Consider the following 21,082-nt stretch of genomic DNA (forward strand, 5'->3'; position numbering starts at 1 on the left):
CTGGAGTGCCTATGCTACTCGTCAGTAACTAATGGACAGACGATAGCAGCCACCAAGAGCGCATATATCAGGACAACGGGGGGTTCCCAGAGGTGCGCCCGCGCTCCGACCAGCACCGCAACCGCCAGCGCCGCGCCCACCCACCCGGCCCCGCTCCCGGACCTGCGCCCCGGATCCCACGGATCGCAGGGACCCGGCCTGCGCGCGTCACGCGCCCACCACAGGCAGAACGCCACCCCCGCCACGCACGCCGCGAGCGCCAGCCCCTCCAGCGCGCTGCCCGCCAGGTCGGCGAAGCCGTACAGACCCGCCCGTCTGAACTGCTGCGGGACGGTCAGCCCGAGCAGCAACGTCAGCGCCCAGCAGGCCGCCACCGCCAACCGGCTCCAGCGCGGCGTGGAGCAGACCCCGTAGAGCCTGACCTCCAGCGCGCGCACCCGCCGCATCCGCACGCCCCACGCGAGCTGCGTCAGCGCCTGCACCGGCAGCGCCATGAGGAACACGGTCAGCGCCAGGACCGCGAGCTCCGCCGCCGGTGACCGTTCCGCCAGCAGTTGTACGCAGCAGAGCAACGCGATCGACCCGCACAGCGTGAGGCGGGCCAGCCGCCGCGCCGCCCTCGCCCGGCTGCGCAATGCGGCCAACTCCGTCGAAAGCATGACGGTCATCATGGCGTCACACCGAGTAATAGTGTGCGGCTTTGCGATGAGTTTCGGGAGCACCAAGACTCTGTACTTCCATGAACCAGCGAATGGAACTGCTCGCCAGGGAGAAGGCACTCACCGCGCTGCGCGAGGAGATCGCCGAGCAGCGCAGGGCGCTGCCCAAGGTCAGGATCGACAAGGACTACGTCTTCACCGGCCCGTCGGGGGAGCTGGGTCTCGCCGAGCTGTTCGAGGGCCGACGCCAGCTCATGATCTACCACTTCATGTGGCTCGACGACACCGACCAGGGCTGCCCCAGCTGCTCGCTCACGGCGGACAACATCGGCCACCTGTCCCACCTGCACGCCGTCGACACCACGCTGGCGCTGGTGTCGCGCGCGCCGTACGACTCGATCGAACGGTTCAGGAAGCGCATGGGCTGGACCGTGCCCTGGTACTCCTCGCACGGCAGCACCTTCAACTACGACTTCCACGTCACGGCCGACGAGGACGTCGCGCCCATCCAGTACAACTACATGGACAAGGCCACCCTGGAGAGCAAGGGGCAGAGCTACTTCACCGGAAAGGGTAACGACGGCCCCGGCCTGAGCGTGTTCCTGCGCGAGGGCGAGGACGTCCTGCACACCTACTCCACCTACGGCCGCGGCCTCGACGACCTGCTCGGCACCAACCACTACCTCGACCTCACCCCGCTGGGCAGGCAGCGGCACGTCAGCGAGTTCCTCCACCACGACAGGTACGAGGGCGCGGAGGCGGACCATCACTGCCACTGAGGAGTTCGGCGGCCTGGCCGACCGGTACCGGCGCGAGCTGCTCGCCCACTGCTACCGGATGCTCGGGTCGGCGACCGACGCCGAGGACGTGGTCCAGGAGACCTACCTGCGCGCCTGGCGCAACCTCGACCGGTTCGAGGGGCGCTCCTCGCTGCGCACGTGGCTCTACCGGATCGCGACCAACGCGTGCCTCGAAGCGCTCGAGGGCAGCAGCCGGCGGCCGCTGCCCTCGGGGCTCGGCGGCCCCAGCGATCCCGGGGTCGAGCTGGGCAAGGGCCTCGACGTGCCCTGGCTGGAGCCGTTCCCCGACCCGGCCGACATCGTGGAGGCCCAGCACGACACGCGGCTGGCCCTGGTCGCGGCGCTGCAGCACCTGCCGCCGCGCCAGCGCGCCGTCCTCATCCTGCGCGACGTGCTGACCTGGCGGGCCGCCGAGGTCGCCGAGCTGCTCGGCACCACCCCGGTCGCGGTCAACAGCGCGCTGCACCGGGCCAGGGCGCAGCTCGCCCAGGTCGAGCCGGCGCGGCTGGCAGAGCCGTCAGAGCCGCGGCTGCGCGAGCTGCTCGACTCCTACGCCACCGCGTTCGAGCGCGCCGACGTGCAAGGCCTTGTGCGGCTGATGGCGCACGACGCGATCTGGGAGATGCCGCCCCTCGCCGAGTGGTTCTCCGGCCGCGAGGCGATCGGCAGCTTCCTGTCCCATCGCCTCACTCCAGGCGCGTTCCGCCTGGTCCCGGTCAGGGCGAACGGCCAGCCGGGCTTCACCGTCCATCAGTACGGCAGGCAGCACGCGCTGCAGGTGCTGGAGGTCGCCGCGTCAGGCGTCGTGCGGATCGTCCACTTCCTCCTGCTGGATGACCAGGTCGATCAGTCCGGGGAAGCGGGCGTCGAGGTCGTCCCTGCGTAGCGTGATGAACAGGTTGCGCCCCACCGGCCGCTGGTAGATCACGCCGCTGTCGGTGAGCACCCGCCAGTGGCTGGTGAGCGTCGACTTCGGGACGTCGGGCGCGATGCCGCGACAGGGGCGCTCCGCGCCGTCGGCCAGCACCTTGACGATCTTGGCCCGAACGGGGTGGCCGATGGCGGCGAGCACGTCGACCAGCTGGATCTGCTCCCGGCTAGGTGTCATGCCCCCATTGTACGGAAATTTCGTACGATGAGTTGACCTTTCGGGTGTGTTTGTACGAGGATCTCGTACTGTTCGTAAATCCCGAACAGTTGGGACCTTCTGTCATGCATTCCTCCTCCCGGGTGCTGGCGCTCCTCGCGCTCTCCCAGTTGATCACCGCGCTCGACTTCTTCATCGTCATGGTCGCCCTCCCCGATATCGGCGCCGACCTCGGCTTCTCCGCGCAGGCACTGCAATGGGTGTCCAGCGCGTACGCCGTGACCTACGGCGGCTTCCTCCTCTTCGGCGGCCGCGCAGCCGACCTGCTCGGCAGGCGCCGGATGTTCGTGCTGGCGCTGGTGTTGTTCGCCGTTTCCTCGTTGGCCGGTGGCCTGGCGGAGAGCCAGGCGTTGCTCATCACCGCGCGGGCGGTGCAGGGGATCGGCGGCGCGCTGCTCTTCCCCGCCACGCTCTCCCTGGTGAACACGCTGTTCGCGGAGGGGCCCGCGCGCAACAGGGCGCTGGGCGTCTGGAGTGGCGCGGGAGCCAGCGGGCTGGCCCTCGGCTCGCTGCTCGGCGGCCTGCTGACCGGCGCGTTCGGCTGGGCGGCGGTCTTCTACGTCAACGTGCCGCTCGCCGTGATCGCCATGGTCGCCGCCTTCGCGCTGATCCCGCCGGACGGCGCCCGTGAGCGCGGACGCCGCTTCGACTTCCCCGGCACCGTGCTGGCCACCGGCGGCGTCAGCCTGCTGGCGTTCGCGCTGATCCAGGGGCCGGAGTCCGGCTGGGTCTCGCCGTCCATCCTGGTGAGCTTCGGCCTGGCGGTGGCGCTGCTGGCCGGTTTCGTCGCGGTGGAGCGTTCCAGCCGCGATCCGCTGATGCCGCTGCGGCTGTTCGGCAACCGCAGCCTGTCCTCGGCGATCCTGGTCATCCTGGTCTTCGGTGGAACCTTCAACGCCCTGCCGTACTTCCTGACCGTCTACTTCCAGACGGTGCTCGGCTACAACGCGGTCACCGCGGGCCTGGCGTTCCTGGCGCCGTCGGTGCTCATCATGATCGGCACGCAGCTCGGCGGGCGGATGGCCGGGCGGCTCGGGATGCGCGCCACGCTGCTCATCGGCACGGTCGGCGGGGCCGTGGGGACGGTCATGCTGGCCCTCGGGGTCAGTGCCGACGGCAGCTTCTGGGCGGTGCTGCCCGGCATCGTGGTCCTGGGCGTGACGCAGGGGCTCACCTGGACCGGCATGTGGATCGCCTCAGCGACCGGTGTCGCGGGGTCAGAGCAGGGCATCGCGTCCGGCATGGCGTCCACGGCGCTGCAGGTCGGCTCGGCGCTCGGGCTGGCGGTCCTGGTCGCGGCGGGTGGGCTCGGCTCGGCTTCCGGCGCTGCGCTGGCGGGCGGGGTGCGGACGGCGATGTTCGTCGCCGCAGCGGGGATCCTGCTCGGTGCGCTGGTGTCGCTGACCTTCGCCCGGAAGCGGGCCGTCGTGCTCGAGGCCGAGCCGGTTCTGGTGGGTCACTGATGTACGACGTCGCGATCGTCGGTGGCGGGCCGGTCGGGATGCTGCTCGCAGCGGAGTTGGCGCTGCAGGGAGTGCGTCCCGTGGTTCTGGAACGGCTGGCCGTACCGTCGGGGGAGTCCAAGGCGGGCACCCTGCACGCCAGGACCGCCCAGAGCCTGGACCGGCGCGGGCTTCTCCATCGGGTCGGCCGGGCCAGTTATGACAACGTGCTCTTCCACTTCTCGGGCATGTTCGGGCTGGACCTCGGCGCGGTCGTCGGGGAGGGGCCGGTGATCGTCGGCAGCCCGCAGGCTTGGGCGGAGCAGGTCTTCGCCGACCGGGCCCTCGAGCTGGGGGCGGAGATCAGGCGCGGGCAGGAGGTCACGGGGCTGGTCCAGCACGCGGACCACGTCACACTCACGCTCGCAGGCTCGCCAGGGGGCGAAGCCTCGCCCGTTGCCGCCGGGCGTGTTGACGGAACCGCGCCTGTCGCGGCCGGGAGTGCTGACGGAGCCGCGCCCTTCGCGGCCGGGAGTGTGGACGGCACCCCTCTTGCCGCCGGACGTGTGGGTGGTGCCTCCGCCTTCGCGGCGGGGAGTGTCGGCGGCACCCCCCTCTTCGCGGCCGGGTCGGTGGGCGACGCCTCCCTTGACGCTCGCTATGTGGTGGGAACGGATGGTGCGCGGAGCGTGGTGCGCAAGGCGGCGGGCATCCCGTTCGTCGGTTCCGGCGCTCGGGTGGCGGCGCTCATGGGGGAGGTACGGCTGCCGCCGGACGTGCCCGGCGGCTGGCACAGGACGCCTCGGGGATGGCTGATGGTCTGGGCCAGACCCGGCGGCCACAGCCGCGTCACCACCTACGACTACCGGGGGCCGCACCCCGACCGGGAGGCGCCGGTGACGCTGGAGGAGCTCCAGGAGGCCGCGTCCTACATCGCGGGCGAGCCTATTCTTATGTCCGACCCACGTTTGCTCTCCCGGTACGGCGACGCCGCCCTCCAGGCCGAGTCCTATCGGAGCGGGCGGGTGCTGCTCGCGGGCGATGCGGCGCACGTGCACTTCCCGTGGGGTGGACAGGGGCTCAACACCGGGCTGGAGGACGCCTTCAATCTGGGGTGGAAGCTGGCGGCCGAGGTGCGGGGGCGGGCGCCCGCCGGGCTGCTCGACACGTACCACGCCGAGCGGCACCCGGTGGGGGCGCGGGTGTTGTGGAACGTCCGGGCGCAGAACGCCCTGGCGCATCCTGACCCGGCGCTGGACCCGCTTCGGGAGCTGTTCGCGGAGCTGATGGAGTTCCCGCAGGTCAACGAGTACCTGAGCGGGATGATCAGCGGGGTGGACACGCGGTACTCGGGGTTCGGGATGGCGCCGGACATCGAGGTCAAAACTCCGGACGGTGCCGTACGGCTGGCGTCGCTGCTGCATTCCGGTCGTCCTCTATACGTGGACCTCGCTTCCCGTGACGACCTCGTGGCGGTGGTCGAGGGGCGGGTGGACGTCGTGCGCGGGGTGGCGTCTTCGCCGTCGCCCTGGGTCGGTCTGCTGATCAGACCGGACGGCTACCTGGCCTGGGAGACCACAGGATCTGTTTCCGAAGCACTCTCCCATGAGGACGCGCTGTCTCTGGAGAAAGCAGTAACCCACTGGTTCGGCTGAGATTTGCGAGCAAGGTGTGAAATTTCCGGACAAGGCGGTGTGGAATCTGTTAGGAAAGATCGCGTTCCGTATTCACGCCACGCCAGAGAGGTCCAACCGTGTCCCGCGACGAGAAGCCGTACGAGGACGAGCGGAAAGATCCGCAGATGACGGGCGACGTGCTGTCACCCCGTTGGAACGCGGACGCCGCCGACACCGACGAGCAGCCGGCCATCGTGGTCGGCAGCGGAGACGTCGCGTACCTCCTTCCCGCCGACCAGCCAACCCCTCACGGCACCGCATATCAGCCCGCTGCCGACCTGCAGTCTCCTCACGGCACCGCATATCAGCCCGAGGCCGACCTGCAGACCCCTCACGGCGTCGCATATCAGCCCGCTGCCGACTCGCAGACCCCTCCGGCCGCCGCATACCAGCCTTCCGCCGACCCGACGCCCCCGCCAGCCGACGTCCTCGACCCAGAACCCCCCTCCGGCCCCCACCCCACGCTCGCCCCACACGCGGGGGCCGGTTCCCATCAGGGCGCACCCTTCACGACCGGGACGCACCTCACGCCCGGCCCCCAGTCGGGTGCGCACCCAGTGAGCGACTCCCTGTCGGGCCCGCACCTCGTGCCGGGTACCCCGTCGGGCTCGCACGGCCCCCAGTCGGGCGCGCACCTGGTGGGCGACTCCCCGTCAGGCGCGCACCTTGCGCCGGGCTCCCCGTCGGGCCCGCACCCGACGCTTGACCCGCTCGCCTCCGGCCCGCACCCCACGCTCGACCCTCAGTCGTTGTCGCTCGCAGGGGACGCGCTGTCCCTGGACCCGACCCCGACCGGTCCCCACGCGGTCTCCGACCCGCACCTGTCGTCCGTACCCTCAGACGCCGAGGACGACAGCGAGCCCGCCTACCTCCCCCTCGACCGCGGCTACGAGCAGCCGCGAGAGGACGATGAGGAGCCCAGGCGCGGCTTCCTCGGCTCAGGCTGGATGGAGGAGCCGGACCAGGGCACAGAGGTCCGCCGCCGCACCAGGATCCTCATCGCCGGAGCAGCGGCAGTGGTGCTGGTAGGTGTGGCAGGTGGATGGCTGATGTCCTCGTCATCCACGACCGGAGACTGCCCGTCCGGCCAGTGCGTGAGCGTAGGCAAGCACACGCCGATGCAGAACCCCGCCACGTCTCCCGAGTCCTCCCCGACCTCGGACCCGGACGCCACCGACCCGGACCCCACAGCCGGCGGCTCCCCGACCCCCACGGCTGACCACGTCCGAGCCACCCGCCAACCCACCCCGAAGCCGACGCCGACCCGGGTAGGCGTCGCCACCGCAAAACCCTCCGCCAAGCCCACCAGGGACGTGTCGGGCGACGTGGAGACGGTGGACAACCCCGAGTCCCACGCCACAACCTCACAAACATCCACCAAGCAGTCGGACTCCACGCAACCCACGCAGTCCTCCCAGACCACCGCCCCAGCGGCCCCCACGACAGCCCCCACCCAGCCCAACAACGGCGGCGGCCTCCTCGACCTTCTCTTCGGCTGGGCCAAGTAACCCACCAGCACACCCGCCTCCCTCGCACGCATCCGCCCCTCACGCGCGCTTCCGCACCCGCCCCACGGGGCCCCGCATCCGCCCCCGCATCCGCCCCAAGGAGCCCGCCAGAGCACCCGCCCCCTCACGTGCGCTCCCGAGCCCGCCCCAAGGAGCCCACCAGCGCAGCGCATCCGCTTCCTCACGTGCGCTCCCGCAACGCCACCGTCACACGCCCACGCGCTAACCCAGCAAGCGTGGACACGCCTACGCGCTAGTCCCACGGGTGTGGACACGCCACGGCGCACCCCGCACTGCACCTCCCCGCACCCCGGCCGGGCTCCGTGCACATTGCGCCGGGCTCCGCCGTACACCGACTCGCCGCACCGGCGCTTGGGAGGGGCGTCGATTGGTTGTTGAGGCGCACCCTGTGGGATGCGCCCGCCGGTTGGGTGTCGTGCTTGTTGCGCCGTACGCGGTACCGGCGCTTGGGAGGGCGCGTCGCTGGGTTGGTGAGGTGCGTCGCTCGAGAGGGGGTGTCGCTTGGTTGTTCAGGCGTGCCACGTGGGAGGGGTGTCGCTGAGGGTCTGAGTGCATCTCCCCGGGGCTGGCCCTCCGGTGGTCGTGTGGGGGTGGGCAGGCGTGGGAGGATGCGGTTTCCCGAGCCGTCTGGCAGACTGGGAAACCGCTTTCCGGGAGGTGTCGTGGTCACGCTGGAAGACGTCGCCAAGCAGGCGGGCGTCTCGCTCGCCACCGCGTCGCGCGTGCTCAACGGCAGCACCCGCCAAGTAGGCGCCGACCTGCGCGAACGAGTGGAACAAGCCGCCGACGCCCTCGGCTACCGGGCCAACATCGCCGCCCAGACCCTCGCCAGAGGCGCCTCCAACGTCATCGGTCTCGTCGTCCACGACCTCACCGACCCCTACTTCGCCGCCCTCGCCGACGGCGCCATGCGCGCCGCCGCAGGCGAGAACCTGCTCGTCATGGTCGGCACCACCCACCGCGACCCCGAGCAGGAGATCGCCTACGTCGCCACGCTCAACGCCCAGCGGGTGCGCGCGGTCCTGCTGGCCGGTTCGCGCGTCGCCGACGAGGACGCCACCCGCCGCCTCGGCGACGAGCTCGCCCGCTACCGCGACAACGGCGGCCGCGTCGCGGTGATCGGCCAGGACCTGCTCGGCGTCCACACCGTCGCCCCCGCGAACAGGCAGGGCGCCGCCGCCCTCGCCAGGGAGCTCGCCGCGCTGGGCCACACCCGCTTCGCCGTGCTCGCCGGTCCCGAGCACCTGATGACCGCCAGGGACAGGTGCGAGGGGTTCGCCGGGGCGCTCGGCGAGCTCGGGCTGCCCGAGCCGCAGGTGATCCATGGCCCGTTCGACCGCGACGGCGGTTACGAAGCGGCCCGCCGTACCGGGAAGGCGACCTGCGTGTTCGCGGTCAACGACGTGATGGCCGTCGGCGCGCTGGCCTCCTATCGCGACCGTGGGGTGGATGTCCCCGGCGAGGTGTCCGTGGCCGGTTTCGATGACATCGCCACCCTGCGTGATCATGTTCCGGCTTTGACGACGGTACGGCTGCCGCTGACCGACATGGGGGCCAGGGCGCTGGAACTGGCCCTCGCCGGAGATGAGACGCCCGTCGTCGAGCAGGTGGCGGGCGAAGTCGTGCTGCGCGCAAGCGTGCGGCCGTTGAAGGGACGTGGATGAAGCTCTCCGTCAGCACGCTCGGCCTCCCGGGAGTCGGGCTCGACGGCGCGATCGAGGTCGCGACCAAGCACGGGTGCCAGGGTCTGGAACTGCGGTTGCATCCCGACACGGGCGTCCATGTCGGGTTGTCGGCCGACGAAAGGGCAGAAGTCCGGCGCAAGGTCGAGGCCGCGAATCTGGAAATATCGGCGCTCGCCGGTTATGTGCGCGTGTGTGAGCCGGGTGACGACGCCGAGAAGATCGAGGCGCTCACCCAGGAGCTGCGACTCGCCGGTGACCTGGGCGCGCCCGGCGTGCGGGTCTTCCCGCGCGGCGACGACCCGGCGGTCGGCGCGCGCAGGCTCAAGGCGGTGGCGGGTACGGCACGCGAGCTCGGCGTGCGCGTCCTGGTCGAGACGCACGACCTGATGGCCACCGGCCAGGCCGTCGCCGGGCTGCTCGAAGCGGCGGGAGAGCCGGACACCACGGGCGCGCTGTGGGACCTGCTGCACCCGTGGCGGCACGACGAGTCCCCGGCGCGCACGCTGGAGGCGCTCGCCCCCTACCTGGCTTATGTCCAGGTCAAGGATGCCGTGTCCGCCCACGACACCACCCCGGTGCCGATGGGGTCGGGCTCCGTACCCCTGGACGAGTGCGGCGAGCTGCTGCGCGCGGCCGGATACGACGGCTGGGTGTCGCTGGAGTGGGAGCGCACCTGGTACCCCCACGTCGCCCCGGTCGACGAGATCCTCCCCGGCGCGGCGGCCTGGGTGTCGCGCTACGCACCGAAGGAAACCGCATGAAGGTCCTCGTCGTGGGCATGGACGGCCTGCGTTTCGACCGCCTCGTCGCCCTCGCCCCGTCGGTCCTGACCGGGCTGATGGCGACGGGCACCTACGGCACGAGCAAGCTTCCGTACGGCCAGGCCGCCGCGCCGCGCACCGAGGAGCCGGGCGAGGTCGTGCCCGGCGGCATCACCTCCCGTACCGACTCCGGTCCCGGCTGGTCGTCGATCGCCACCGGGGTGTGGCCCGACAAGCACGGCGTCGTGGACAACAGCTTCAAGGAAGCCAACTTCACGAAATATCCGGACTTCGTGACCAGGGCGAAGGTCGCCAACCCCGAGCTCACCACCTACGCCATCGTCTCCTGGGCGGCCCTCGGCGAGCACGGCGCGTTCAGCACCGACATCGACGTGCGCGTGGTGCTCGACGGCTACACCGACACCTTCGCCGCCTGCGACGCCCGCGTCGCCGAGCAGGCCGCCACCCACCTCGCCCAGCGCGGCCCCGACCTTTCGTTCGTCTACTTCGGCGACACCGACGAGGTGGCGCACGACCTCGGACCCATGGGTCGGGAGTACGCTGACGCGCTGCTGCGCCAGGACGCCTACCTGGGCCGCCTCCTCGAAGCGGTCCGGTCGCGGGACGGCGAGCAGTGGACCGTCCTGGTCACCACCGACCACGGCCACGTCGACGCGGGCGGGCACGGCGGCACGAGCGACGAGGAGCGCACCACCTTCGTGATCCTCAACCGCCTCGGCGAGGATCTCGGCGGCGTGCGGCTGGACGAGGCCAGGCTCGTGGACGTCGCGCCGACCGCGCTGACCCTGCTGGGGGTGGACCCCGACCCGTCGTTCGACGGCTCATTCATCAAGTGTTGAATTCCCGTGCGCGAAGGGACAGACTGGGGTGAACGCTGGGGGTACACCACATGTCTTTCGCACGCGACTTCGTCTCCATCGACGCCGGGATGCTGGCGGAGGTCGGCGGTAAGGCTGCCAACCTCGGCGAGCTGACCAGGGCGGGGCTGCCCGTCCCGCCGGGCTGGTGCCTGACCACCGAGGCCTACCGGCTGGCGGCGCGTACGGCTGGGCTGGCCGACGTGATCGCCGAGGCTCCCCGGGATCTGGCGGAACAGGCGAGGAAGCTGCTGCTCGCCGCGCCGATCCCGGTCGAGGTGCGTGACGCCGTCACGACGTCGTACAAGGGGATGGGCGCGGTGGCCGTGCGGTCCTCGGCCACGGCTGAGGACCTGCCGTACGCGAGCTTCGCCGGGCAGCAGGACACGTATCTGAACGTGGTCGGCGAGCAGGAGGTCCTTGACGCGGTACGGCGGTGCTGGGCGTCACTCTGGACGGACCGCGCCGTGGCGTACCGTGCGGCCAACGGCATCGACCATGCGGCGGTGCAGCTCGCCGTCGTCGTGCAGGAGATGGTCGAGGCCGAGGTCGCGGGCGTGATGTTCACCGCCAACCCGGTCACGGGGCGGCGCCGGGAGGCGGTCATCGACGCCAGCCCGGGGCTGGGGGAGGCGGTGGTGTCCGGCTCGGTCAACCCCGACCGTTTCGTCGTCGACGTGGCTAGTGGTGAGATCCTCGACAGACACGAGGGCGACAAGCTGATGGCGATCCGCTCCGTCCCCGGCGGCGGCACAGAACGCATCGAGCGAACGCCCGCTGGCACCTTCCCCGGTGGCGCGTCAAAGGGCCACGCGGAACCCGAACCCGCCGCACGGCCCGGCGACGCGGAAGGGCGCGGTGACGCGGAGAGGCGCGGTGACGCGGAGAGGCGCGGTGACGCGGAGAGGCGCGGTGACGAGGAAGGGCCTGGCGGTAAGGAAGGGCACGGTGACGCTGAGGGGCGCGGTGACGCTGAGGGGCGCGGTGACGCTGAGGGGCGCGGTCTCGCGCAGGGGCCACGTAGCGCCGAGGGGCCCAGCAGCGCTGAGGGGGGCGGGGGAGGGGGCGAGAGTGCTGGGCAGGGGTTCTGTCTGACCGATGATCAGGTGCGCGAGCTGGCGGCGCTCGGGGCGAAGGTCGAGGGGCACTACGGTGCGCCGCAGGACACCGAGTGGGCGATCGACGCGGAGGGGAAGCTCTGGCTCACCCAGGCCAGGCCGATCACCACCCTCTACCCGCTGCCCGAGCCGCGCTACGACGGCCTGCGGGTGTACTTCTCCGTCAACGTAGCCCAAGGCGTCATGGGGCCGCTGACCCCGATGGGCCTGGCTGCTTTCCGGGTGATCAGCTCCGGCGCGTCCGGGTTGTTCGGCTTCCCCGTCGCAGACCCCCTGGAGGGTGCCAAGGCGCTCCTGGAGTCCGGGCAGCGCATGTGGATCGACCTCACCCCGGCCGTACGCAACCGTATGGGCCGCGTCATCCTCCCCAGGATGCTGACGCTCGGCGAGGCCCGCGCCAGGGTTCTGTTCGAGCGGCTCACCGAGGATCCCAGGCTGTCGGTCACCGACCACTCCCGCGCCAGGTTCGTACGGCGAGCGGTGGGTTTCGCCAGACGCGTCCACGTACCGGCCCGGGCGTGGCTGGCGCTCACGAACCCCGAACGGGCGCTTGCCCTGACCCGCCGCATCGGCCACGATCTCGACGCCCGGCTCGCCGTACCCGCCGACGCCACCCCGGCCCAGCGCCTCGACCACGCGGCGCGGGTGTTGAGCGGGACGTTCCCGACGATCATCCAGATCATGCCGATGGTGCTCGCTGGATACGGGCTCATGGGGATCGCGGCGAAGCTGTCCGGGGCTTCGGCGCAGGAACTGCAGACCGTACTGCGCAGCATCCCGAACAACCCGACCACCGAGATGGACCTGGAACTCTGGCACCTGGCCACCCGGATCCGCTCACCCCAGGCCACCCCTACCAGGATCGGCCCGCTCCGGGCCGACCTGTCTTCGGGCGGGCCGACCGGGGCCGACCTGTCTTCGGGCGGGCCGACCGGGGCCGACCCGTCTTCGGGCAGGCCGACCGGGACCGCCCCGTCCCGGGGCACCCCCACCGGGACCGACCTGTCTCCGGGCGGGCCGACCGGGGCCGCCCCGTCCTCCGGCACGCCCGCCCCGTCCTCGGGTGCGCCCGCCGGGGTTGGCGTGTCCGCTGGTGGGCGGCAGGTCTGGCCGGATGAGCCGGTCGCCGAGTTGGTTCGTCGCTACAGAGCCGGCGAGCTGCCCGGGTCAGATGAGATCGCGAAATTTCTTGCCAAATACGGTCACCGGGGGGTGGCTGAGATCGATCTCGGGGTGCCCCGCTGGTCTGACGATCCCACCCACATCATCGGCGTCCTGGCCAACTACCTGCGCATGGACGGCGGTCTCGCCCCCGACGCCCTGTTCGCCAGGGGCGCGGCCGAGGCTGAGGCCGCCGTGGACCGGATCGCGCGCCGGGCCGGGTGGCGCGCCCCGGTGGTGCGCTTCGCGCTCCGCCGTACCAGGAAGCTGGTGGGGTTGCGCGAGCTGCCCAAGTACTACGCCGTCAAGGCGCTGGCCGCCATACGGCACAGTATGGTCGCCGTCGGCGAGGACCTGGTGGCCAAGGGCAGCATCGACCGCGTCGACGACGTGTACTACCTCGACTTCCGTGAGGCCAGAGCCGGGGGCGACCTGCGCGCGACGGTCGCGGAGCGGCGCGAGGCGCACGAGCGGGAGCAGCGCCGCCGCCACGTGCCCAGGATGATGGTCTCCGACGGCACCGAGCCCGAGGCGCTCGCCGCCCCCGCGGCCGAGGGCGCCCTCACCGGGTCTGCGGCCTCGGCTGGTACGGTCACCGGCCCGGCCAGGGTCGTGATGGACCCGGTCGGCGCGCACCTGGAACCGGGCGAGATCCTCGTCTGCCCCTCGACCGACCCGGGCTGGACGCCGCTGTTCCTCACCGCCGGTGGCCTGGTGATGGAGATGGGCGGCGCCATGTCGCACGGCGCGGTGGTGGCCAGGGAGTACGGCATCCCGGCCGTGGTCGGAGTGCCCGACGCCACCCACCGCATCACCACAGGCCAGACCATCACCGTCGACGGCGCCGCGGGCACCGTGACACTGGCTCACGACCCGCAGGACGTGTAGACGGACCGCGATGCCGTTGGTTTGTCGCGGTCGGTGGCGCCACCCGTCACGTCGCCGCGAGATCAGAGGGTCTCCGCGGCCGACGCCATCGGGTCACGGGCCGCAGAGGGGCGGCGCCCCGGCCATGTCGCTTATGGGTGGGTCGCCGTAGTCGGTGGTGTGGTGCGCCGATGCCACCCGTCGCGTCGCTACGGGTGGCGTCAGAGGGTGTCCGCGGTCGATGCCACCCGTTGCGTCGCAGGGGTGGCGCCGTCGCTACGGGTGGGTCACGGGCCGCAGAGGGTTGAGTAGTAGGACGTGTAAGCGGACCGCTCGCCGACCAGGGTGGTGGCGCCGCCGCAGTCGGCGGTGTAGCGGCCGACGACCGCCGTGTGGGCGGCGTCCGAATAGTAAGTCGTCTGGCACGTGTACCCGACCTTGCAGAAGCTGGCCTGCGCCGTGGAAGGCAGCATGGCGAGACTGGCCGCTGCGACGGCGACGGTGACGGCGATTCTGCTGAACAAACGGACCTCCAGGGAGAAGGGGGGTGACTGTGGTCCTTTCCCTGGAAATACGATCATGTCAGGACGTAAGGATCAAGTGGGTGAAGCGATCTTTCATCGTCGCCATCACCTCGTCAGGATCGGCCGCCCAGATGTCGGCGTTGAAGATCTCCACCTCGATGTCACCCGCGTACCCCGCCTTGGCGACCGCCTCCGTGAGAGGCCCGAAGTCGATCACGCCGTCGCCCATCATCCCCCTCCCGAGCAGCACGTCGGCAGGCAACGGGTGCAGGTAGTCGCACACCTGGTACGACGTGATCCGCTCACCCGCACGCGCGATCTGCTCGAACACCTGCGGATCCCACCACACGTGGAAGGTGTCCACCACCACCCCCACCTGCTCGACCGGGTACGGCTCCGCCAGGTCCAGCGCCTGTCCCAGCGTGGACAGCACGGCGCGGTCCGCGCAGTAGACCGGGTGCAACGGCTCCAGCGCCAGCCGTACCCCCCGCTCACCCGCATACGGCGCCAGCACCTCCAGGGCGGAGGCCACCCGCTCGCGGGCCCCGGCCAGGTCCTTCGACACCTCCCCGAGGGGCTCGCCAGGCACCACCCCAGGCAGTCCGCCGACCACCATGACCAGGCACGGCGCACCCAGCGCCGCCGCCTCGTCGATCGCGCGCCGGTTGTCGTCGAGGGCGTCACCGCTGGTCAGGAAGCCGCCACGGCACAGCGAGGACACCCTGAGCCCGGCGTCGCGGACCAGCGCGACCGTCTCGTCGAGGCCCTGCGCCTCGACCTCCTGCCGCCACAGCCCGATCGCCTCGACGCCGTGCCGTACACACCCGTCGACCGCCTCGGCCACCGTCCACCTGCGGGTCGTCCACTGGTTCAGCGAGAGACTCACAGCCCGTTCACCGCCAGGAGCGCCTTCATGCGCGACACGGCAAGGGACGGGTCGGCCAGGAGTCCGGCCGCGTCGGCCAGGCGGAACACCTCGGCCAGGTGGGTGATCGACCGGGCGGACTGGGCGCCGTTGACCATCGAGAACGCGTCCTGATGGCCGTTGAGCCAGGCCAGGAAGACGATGCCGGTCTTGTAGTTGAAGGTCGGCGTCTCGAAGATCTTGCGCGACAGGGCGACCGTCGGGGTGAAGATCTCATCGTAGAGCGCGAGGTGCCGGGCGCGGTCGGCCTCGGACGTGGCGGCCTCCGCCGCGTCCAGGGCCTGCAGCGCGGCGGCCGCGGCCGGGGCGATCGCGTCGAAGATGCCCAGCAGCGCGTGCGACCCCGACCTGATCAGCGACGGGTAGTTGAAGTCGTCGCCGGTGTAGAGCTTCACGCCCTCGGGCAGCGCGGCGCGCAGCGCGATCTCGTGGTCCGCGTCGAGCAGCGACACCTTCACGCCGTCGACCATCGAGGCGTGCGCGTGGATCAGCTCCAGGAACGAGTCCGTCGCGGCGGCCACGTCCCGCGAGCCCCAGTAACCGGCGAGCTGCGGGTCGAACATCTCGCCCAGCCAGTGCAGGATCACCGGACGCTCGGCGACGCCGAACAGCTTGCCGTACACCTGGTGGTAGTCCAGCGGCCCGGTGGCCGCGCGGGCGAGCTGCCGTGAGGCCATCACGATGACCCCCGCGCCCGCCTCCTGCACCACCGAGATCTGCTCGGCGTAGGCGGAGGCGATCGCGTCGAGCGTGCCGGCGCCGGGGGCGTGGTCGGTGCCCGCGCCGCAGGCGACCAGGTCGGCGGGGTCGCCGAACGCGCGCGCCGCCTCGGCGCTCCTGGAGATGAGTTCCCTGGTGGCCGTCCAGTCCAGGCCCATGTTGCGCTGGGCGGTGTCCATGGCGTCGGCCACGCGGAAGCCGTACGACCACAGGTGGCTGCGGAAACGCAGCGTGGCGTCCCAGTCGACGGCGGCGGGGGAGCCGGGCGTGTTGTCGCCCAGGGGATCGGCCACCACGTGGGCGGCGGCGTAGACGATCCGGCTCTCCAGTGGCTTTTCGGGCTTTACCCAGGTGACGGGTTCGCGCAGCGCATATCGCCCGCCGGGGAGGTCGAGGTTCACAGACCCTCCACCGCGATCCTGCGCCCCTCCGCGGACGAGCGCAGGCCCAGCTCGGCGAGCTGCACCCCGCGCGCCCCCGCGGCGAAGTCGTACGGGAACGGCGCGTCCTCCAGCACGTGACGCAGGAACATCTCCCACTGGATCTTGAAGCCGTTGTCGAACTCGGCGTTGTCCGGCACCTCCTGCCAGTCGTCGCGGAACCGCGCGGTGACCGGAAGGTCCGGGTTCCAGACCGGCTTGGGGGTGGCGCCGCGGTGCTGGATGCGGCAGTTGCGCAGCCCGGCGACGGCGCTGCCGTGCGTGCCGTCCACCTGGAACTCCACCAGCTCGTCGCGGTTCACCCGGACGGTCCAGGACGAGTTGATCTGGGCGACGATGCCGCCCTCCAGCTCGAAGATGCCGTAGGCGGCGTCGTCCGCGGTGGCCTCGTACGGCACGCCCCGCTCGTCCACGCGCGTCGGGATGTGCGTCATCGCCTTGGCGTACACGGACTCGACCTTGCCGAACAGGTTCTCCAGCACGTAGTGCCAGTGCGGGAACATGTCCAGGATGATGCCGCCGCCGTCAGCGGCCCGGTAGTTCCACGAAGGCCGCTGCGCCTGCTGCCAGTCGCCCTCGAACACCCAGTAGCCGAACTCGCCGCGCACCGACAGGATCCGGCCGAAGAAGCCGCCGTCGACGAGCCTCTTGAGCTTCAGCAGGCCGGGCAGGAAGAGCTTGTCCTGCACCACGCCGTTCTTCACGCCCCTGGCCTCGGCGGCCTGAGCGAGCGCGACCGCCTCCTCGACCGACTCGGCCGTGGGCTTCTCCGCGTAGATGTGCTTGCCCGCCTCGATGGCCCTGAGCACCGACTTCACCCGGGCCTGGGTGACCTGGGCGTCGAAGTAGATCTCGCACCGCTCCAGCGCCGCGTCGAGGTCGGTGGTGTAGTCGGTCAGCCCGTGCTTGGCGGCCAGGTCGGCCAGCTTCGACTCGCTGCGTCCCACCAGGATCGGGTTCAGCTTCACCCGCGAGCCGTCGGAGAGCGTGACGCCGCCCTGCTCGTTGATGGCGAGGACGGAGCGGACCAGGTGCTGCCGGTACCCCATCCGCCCGGTGACGCCGTTCATGACGACGCCGATGGTGCGCACGCTCATTCGATGTTCTCCTCAGGAAAGCGCTTTCCCGCACCATAGAACGACACACTTGGGGTCGTCAACGTAAAGTGTCGGGATTTGGGAGGAATCATGATGAACGAGTGGTGGCGCGAGGCCGTCGTCTATCAGATCTATCCGCGGAGCTTCGCCGACGGCAACGGCGACGGCCTGGGCGACTTCGCCGGCGCGCTCGACCGCCTGCCGTACCTCGCCGAGCTGGGGGTGGACGCGGTGTGGTTCTCCCCGTTCTACCGCTCGCCGTTCCTGGACGGCGGCTACGACGTCGCCGACTACTGCGACGTCGACCCGAGGTTCGGCGCCCTGGCCGACTTCGACGCCTTCGTGGCCGCCGCCGCGGCGCACGAGATCAGGGTGCTGGTCGACATCGTGCCCAACCACTGCTCATCGGCGCATCCCGCCTTCCAAGCGGCGCTGGAGGCCGGGCCGGGCAGCCCGGAGCGGGAGATGTTCATCTTCCGCGACCAGCCGAACAACTGGCAGTCGATCTTCGGCGGCTCGGCGTGGACGCAGGTCCCCGACGGGCAGTGGTACCTCCACCTCTTCGACTCCTCGCAGCCCGACTGGAACTGGGCCAACCCGGCCGTGCCCGCGCTCTTCGAGAAGGTGCTGCGCTTCTGGCTCGACCGCGGGGTCGCCGGGCTGCGCATCGACGTGGCGCACGCGCTCTACAAGGACCCGCTGCTGCCCGACGTCGCCGACCCCAAGCCGTCCGACCGGCCCTCGCCCTGGTTCCACCGCTCCGAGCTGGCCGAGCACTACCGTTCGTGGCGGGCGATCCTCGACTCCTACCCCGCCGACGTCTTCCCCGGCAGGCGCACGGCCGTCGGCGAGTTCTGGGGGGACGAGCTGGTCCACCTCGCGCCGTACTTCGCGCCCGGTGGGATCCCGCAGACGTTCAACTTCTTCCTCATGGCCGCCGCCTGGGACGCGGCCGCGCTGCGCGAGACGATCACCGGTTCGCTGGCGCTGTCCGCCGGGTCCGACGTGGTCGCGCCGTGGGTGATCGGCAACCACGACGTCACGCGGCCGGCGACGCGTTACGGGAGCGTGGAGCGGGCGCGGGCGGCCGCGCTCATGCTGCTGGCGCTGCCCGGGTCCGCCTACGTGTACCAGGGCGAGGAGCTGGGCCTGCCCGAGGTGCTCGACCTGCCGGACGCGGCGCGCGAGGACCCGGTGTTCCTCCGCTCCGGCGGCGCCAGGCTCGGGCGGGACGGCTGCCGCATCCCGCTGCCCTGGTCGGGTACGGCGGCGCCGTACGGCTTCACCACGGGCACGGAGACGTGGCTGCCGCAGCCGGACGGCTGGGGTCCGCTGACCGCCTCGGCCCAGGAATCCGACCCGGACAGCACGCTGAACCTCTACCGCTCGGCGATCAGGCTCCGGCCGCCGGGGCAGGACTTCGCCTGGCTCTCCCTCGGCGACGACGTGCTGGCCTTCGAGCGGGGCTTCACCTGCGTCGTCAACATGGGCACGTCCGCTGTACGGCTTCCGCCGTACGACGAGATCGTGCTGGCCAGCGGGCCCGTCGAGAGCGACCTGCTCCCGCCGGACACGGCGGTCTGGCTGCGTTAGGCGTCGTCGCCCTTGGCGTCCAGCCTGGACAGGGCCTTGGCCAGCGGATGCGCCGCCAGGGAGATCTGCCACTCGCGGGCGCCGAGGGAACGCAGCCGCTCGGCCACCGACTCGTCGGTGATCTCCTCGGGTGGCTCCCAGGTGAGCCGCCTGACGCCGTCGGGCTGCAGGAGGTTCTCCGTCGGCATGCGGTGCTCGTCGGCCAGCGCCGCGATCACCGCGCGCGCCGCTGCCAGGCGCTTGGCGGCGACCGGATCGCGGTCCGCCCAGCGGTTGGCCGGCGGCGGCCCGTCGCCGGGCGTGCTCGGCTGCGGCAGCTCGGCGTCCGGCAGCGCGCGCGCCCTGCTGACCGCGGCCAGCCAGTCGCTCATGTGCCTGCGCGCGCTGCGCCCGGTGAACGCGGAGATCTCGGTCAGCGCCTTCTTGGTGCGCGGCACCTCCAGGGCGGCCGCGATGATCGCGGTGTCCGGCAGCACCCGGCCCGGCGCGGTGTCACCCTCGCGGGCGATGCGGTCGCGCATGTTCCACAACTCGCGCACGATCGCCAGCGCCCGCACGTTGCGCACCTTGTGGATGCCCGACGTGCGGCGCCACGGGTCGGTGCGCGGCGGGGGCGGCGGCAGGTCGAGGATCGCCTGGAACTCCTCCTGCGCCCACTCCAGCTTGCCGCTCTGCTCCAGCTCCTCGTGGAGCACGTCACGCAGCTCCACCAGCACCTCGACGTCGAGCGCCGCGTAACGCAGCCAGTCTTCCGGCAGCGGCCTGGTCGACCAGTCGGCCGCCGAGTGGCCCTTCTCCAGGCGCAGGCCGAGCACCGTCTCGACCATCGTGCCCAGGCCCACCCGCTCGTAGCCGAGCAACCGGCCCGCGAGCTCGGTGTCGAACATCTTCTTCGGCCGGAAACCCACCTCTGCCAGGCAGGGAAGGTCCTGCGAAGCGGCGTGCAGCACGATCTCCGCGCCGTCCAGCGCGGCGTCGAGCCCCGACAGGTCGGGGCAGGCGATCGGGTCGATCAGCGCGCTGCCCGCGCCTGCCCTGCGCAGCTGCACCAGGTAGGCGCGGCCGCCGTAGCGGTAGCCCGACGCGCGCTCCGCGTCGACGGCGACGGGACCCGTGCCCGCGGCGAACCCGGCCACGGCGGCCTCGAGGGCGTCGCCGTCCGCGATGACGGGTGGGATGCCCTCGCGGGGCTCCAGCAACGGGACGACGGTCGGTTCTTCAGTCATGAGACCTCCATTATCGGCCCCATGACCACCGTGCTTGTGCTGTCACGTCCTGTAGGACTCCGGATCTTCATGACGTCGCGGCAGCGCTGCCACGTCGGGGGGGAGGGGTGGGATGCCGGCCGCCACGCACATCAGATCGCACCACGCGGCGACATGTCCGGAAAGGTCCTCTTCCGCCGGCGACCAGGAAGCGCGCAGCTCCAGCTCGGTGGTGACCGGGTCTTCCGCCTTGTTGCCGAAGCCCTCGGACACCGCCCTGGTCACCGTACCCCCTGCGGCCGAGTAACCCGCCTCGTGCGTCTCGAGAGCCTCGGTCAGCCAGCTCCACGCCACGGGACCGAGCAGGGGGTCGGAGGTGATCTCCGGCTCCATGTCGGCCCTGACGTAGGCCACCAGGCGGAACGGGCCCTCCCAGCCGCGCTGGCCGTCGGGGTCGTACAGCAGGATCAGGCGGCCGACCGCCAGCTCCTCGTCGTCGCGGTAGACCGACGCGCCGATGGCGGCGGAGAACGGCGCGAGGCGCTGCGGCGCAGGCAGATCCTCGAGCTCGATCTCCGGCCTGACCTCGGTGGCCTTCATGCTCTCGACCGCACGCCTGAACTCGGCGGGGGCCGGCGGCTGGTCACCGAGTGTCATAGCGGAAGCGTAGGTCGCGGGCGGGCGCAAGTGGACCACGGGGGTGCTCATGGGTAACGATCAAGCCGCTGCCGTAACCGGGAGCCTGCGCGCTCGCATGTCGCGCAGGCCGATGAACAACGCGTGGCCGCAGTCGGCGCACGCCCATTCAGGGCAGGCGCCTGGCTCGTGTCCATCGAGGCAGGGCGGCTGCTCGAA

Annotated in this window: 18 protein-coding genes; 10 read left to right on the plus strand and 8 right to left on the minus strand. The window is 71.3% G+C overall.

All coding sequences use genetic code 11. From position 1 onward, the window contains the following. Nucleotides 1–14 precede the first annotated feature (14 nt). A complete protein-coding gene (locus ACIBG8_RS32045) occupies nt 15–659 on the minus strand; it encodes a hypothetical protein (protein WP_397346768.1) in 645 nt (214 codons plus the stop codon). Between the two features lie 80 nt (nt 660–739). Here ACIBG8_RS32045 and ACIBG8_RS32050 point away from each other — a divergent pair, with 80 nt between their 5' ends. Both ACIBG8_RS32050 and ACIBG8_RS32055 read left to right on the plus strand, forming a co-directional pair. Beyond that, nucleotides 740–1,438 (plus strand): DUF899 domain-containing protein, encoded by a 699-nt coding sequence (locus ACIBG8_RS32050; RefSeq protein WP_397346769.1) that lies wholly within the window; start codon nt 740–742, stop codon nt 1,436–1,438. Between the two features lie 13 nt (nt 1,439–1,451). After that, complete coding sequence (locus ACIBG8_RS32055) at nt 1,452–2,345, plus strand: sigma-70 family RNA polymerase sigma factor (protein WP_397347816.1); 894 nt, start codon at nt 1,452–1,454, stop codon at nt 2,343–2,345. On the opposite strand, the gene ACIBG8_RS32060 is transcribed toward ACIBG8_RS32055, so the two are convergent. After that, on the minus strand, nt 2,256–2,567 hold the full coding sequence (locus ACIBG8_RS32060; RefSeq protein WP_397346771.1) for an ArsR/SmtB family transcription factor: 312 nt from the start codon (nt 2,565–2,567) through the stop codon (nt 2,256–2,258). The two genes, ACIBG8_RS32055 and ACIBG8_RS32060, sit on opposite strands and share 90 nt — an antisense overlap. 104 nt (nt 2,568–2,671) lie before the next feature. On the opposite strand from ACIBG8_RS32060, the gene ACIBG8_RS32065 reads away from it, so the two are divergent. From ACIBG8_RS32065 to ACIBG8_RS32095, 7 genes are all read left to right on the plus strand, one after another. Then, nucleotides 2,672–4,069, plus strand: coding sequence for an MFS transporter (locus ACIBG8_RS32065; RefSeq protein WP_397346772.1), 1,398 nt, complete (start codon nt 2,672–2,674; stop codon nt 4,067–4,069). Next, nucleotides 4,069–5,703, plus strand: a complete 1,635-nt coding sequence (locus tag ACIBG8_RS32070) for an FAD-dependent monooxygenase (protein WP_397346773.1) — start codon at nt 4,069–4,071, stop codon at nt 5,701–5,703. Before ACIBG8_RS32065 ends, ACIBG8_RS32070 begins: the two co-directional genes overlap by 1 nt. A 98-nt stretch (nt 5,704–5,801) precedes the next feature. Beyond that, a complete protein-coding gene (locus ACIBG8_RS32075; RefSeq protein WP_397346775.1) occupies nt 5,802–7,232 on the plus strand; it encodes a hypothetical protein in 1,431 nt (476 codons plus the stop codon). A 683-nt stretch (nt 7,233–7,915) separates the two neighbouring features. Beyond that, nucleotides 7,916–8,917 (plus strand): LacI family DNA-binding transcriptional regulator, encoded by a 1,002-nt coding sequence (locus tag ACIBG8_RS32080; RefSeq protein WP_397346776.1) that lies wholly within the window; start codon nt 7,916–7,918, stop codon nt 8,915–8,917. After that, the gene (locus tag ACIBG8_RS32085; protein ID WP_397346777.1) at nt 8,914–9,699 is read left to right on the plus strand and encodes a sugar phosphate isomerase/epimerase family protein; all 786 of its coding nucleotides are present in this window, start codon (nt 8,914–8,916) and stop codon (nt 9,697–9,699) included. Before ACIBG8_RS32080 ends, ACIBG8_RS32085 begins: the two co-directional genes overlap by 4 nt. Then, on the plus strand, nt 9,696–10,559 hold the full coding sequence (locus ACIBG8_RS32090) for an alkaline phosphatase family protein (protein WP_397346778.1): 864 nt from the start codon (nt 9,696–9,698) through the stop codon (nt 10,557–10,559). Before ACIBG8_RS32085 ends, ACIBG8_RS32090 begins: the two co-directional genes overlap by 4 nt. Nucleotides 10,560–10,609: 50 nt before the next feature. Continuing rightward, nucleotides 10,610–13,744, plus strand: coding sequence for a PEP/pyruvate-binding domain-containing protein (locus ACIBG8_RS32095; protein ID WP_397346779.1), 3,135 nt, complete (start codon nt 10,610–10,612; stop codon nt 13,742–13,744). Between the two features lie 266 nt (nt 13,745–14,010). Here ACIBG8_RS32095 and ACIBG8_RS32100 read toward each other — a convergent pair whose 3' ends face one another. Genes ACIBG8_RS32100 through ACIBG8_RS32115 form a run of 4 tightly spaced genes read right to left on the minus strand, consistent with a single transcriptional unit; the run spans nt 14,011 to nt 17,429 of the window. Beyond that, entirely contained in the window at nt 14,011–14,247 is a 237-nt protein-coding gene (locus ACIBG8_RS32100) for a DUF6289 family protein (protein WP_397346780.1), read from the minus strand. 58 nt (nt 14,248–14,305) lie between these two features. Continuing rightward, the gene (locus ACIBG8_RS32105) at nt 14,306–15,133 is read right to left on the minus strand and encodes a sugar phosphate isomerase/epimerase family protein (protein WP_397346781.1); all 828 of its coding nucleotides are present in this window, start codon (nt 15,131–15,133) and stop codon (nt 14,306–14,308) included. Beyond that, complete coding sequence (locus tag ACIBG8_RS32110) at nt 15,130–16,293, minus strand: dihydrodipicolinate synthase family protein (protein WP_397346782.1); 1,164 nt, start codon at nt 16,291–16,293, stop codon at nt 15,130–15,132. The genes ACIBG8_RS32105 and ACIBG8_RS32110 overlap by 4 nt, the downstream gene beginning before the upstream one ends. Then, nucleotides 16,290–17,429, minus strand: coding sequence for a Gfo/Idh/MocA family protein (locus tag ACIBG8_RS32115; protein ID WP_397346783.1), 1,140 nt, complete (start codon nt 17,427–17,429; stop codon nt 16,290–16,292). The genes ACIBG8_RS32110 and ACIBG8_RS32115 overlap by 4 nt, the downstream gene beginning before the upstream one ends. Nucleotides 17,430–17,519: 90 nt before the next feature. On the opposite strand from ACIBG8_RS32115, the gene ACIBG8_RS32120 reads away from it, so the two are divergent. Next, nucleotides 17,520–19,022 carry an alpha-amylase family glycosyl hydrolase gene (locus ACIBG8_RS32120; protein ID WP_397346784.1) on the plus strand — a complete coding sequence of 501 codons (1,503 nt, stop codon included), beginning with the start codon at nt 17,520–17,522 and terminating at the stop codon, nt 19,020–19,022. Here the strand turns inward: ACIBG8_RS32120 and ACIBG8_RS32125 are convergent. Continuing rightward, nucleotides 19,019–20,248, minus strand: coding sequence for an HRDC domain-containing protein (locus ACIBG8_RS32125; protein WP_397346785.1), 1,230 nt, complete (start codon nt 20,246–20,248; stop codon nt 19,019–19,021). The genes ACIBG8_RS32120 and ACIBG8_RS32125 overlap by 4 nt on opposite strands. A 42-nt stretch (nt 20,249–20,290) precedes the next feature. Further along, nucleotides 20,291–20,884, minus strand: a complete 594-nt coding sequence (locus tag ACIBG8_RS32130) for a DUF3000 domain-containing protein (protein WP_397346786.1) — start codon at nt 20,882–20,884, stop codon at nt 20,291–20,293. Nucleotides 20,885–21,082: the final 198 nt, after the last annotated feature.

Origin of the sequence: Nonomuraea sp. NPDC050556 (genome assembly GCF_044457355.1) — a bacterium.
GTDB lineage: Bacteria > Actinomycetota > Actinomycetes > Streptosporangiales > Streptosporangiaceae > Nonomuraea.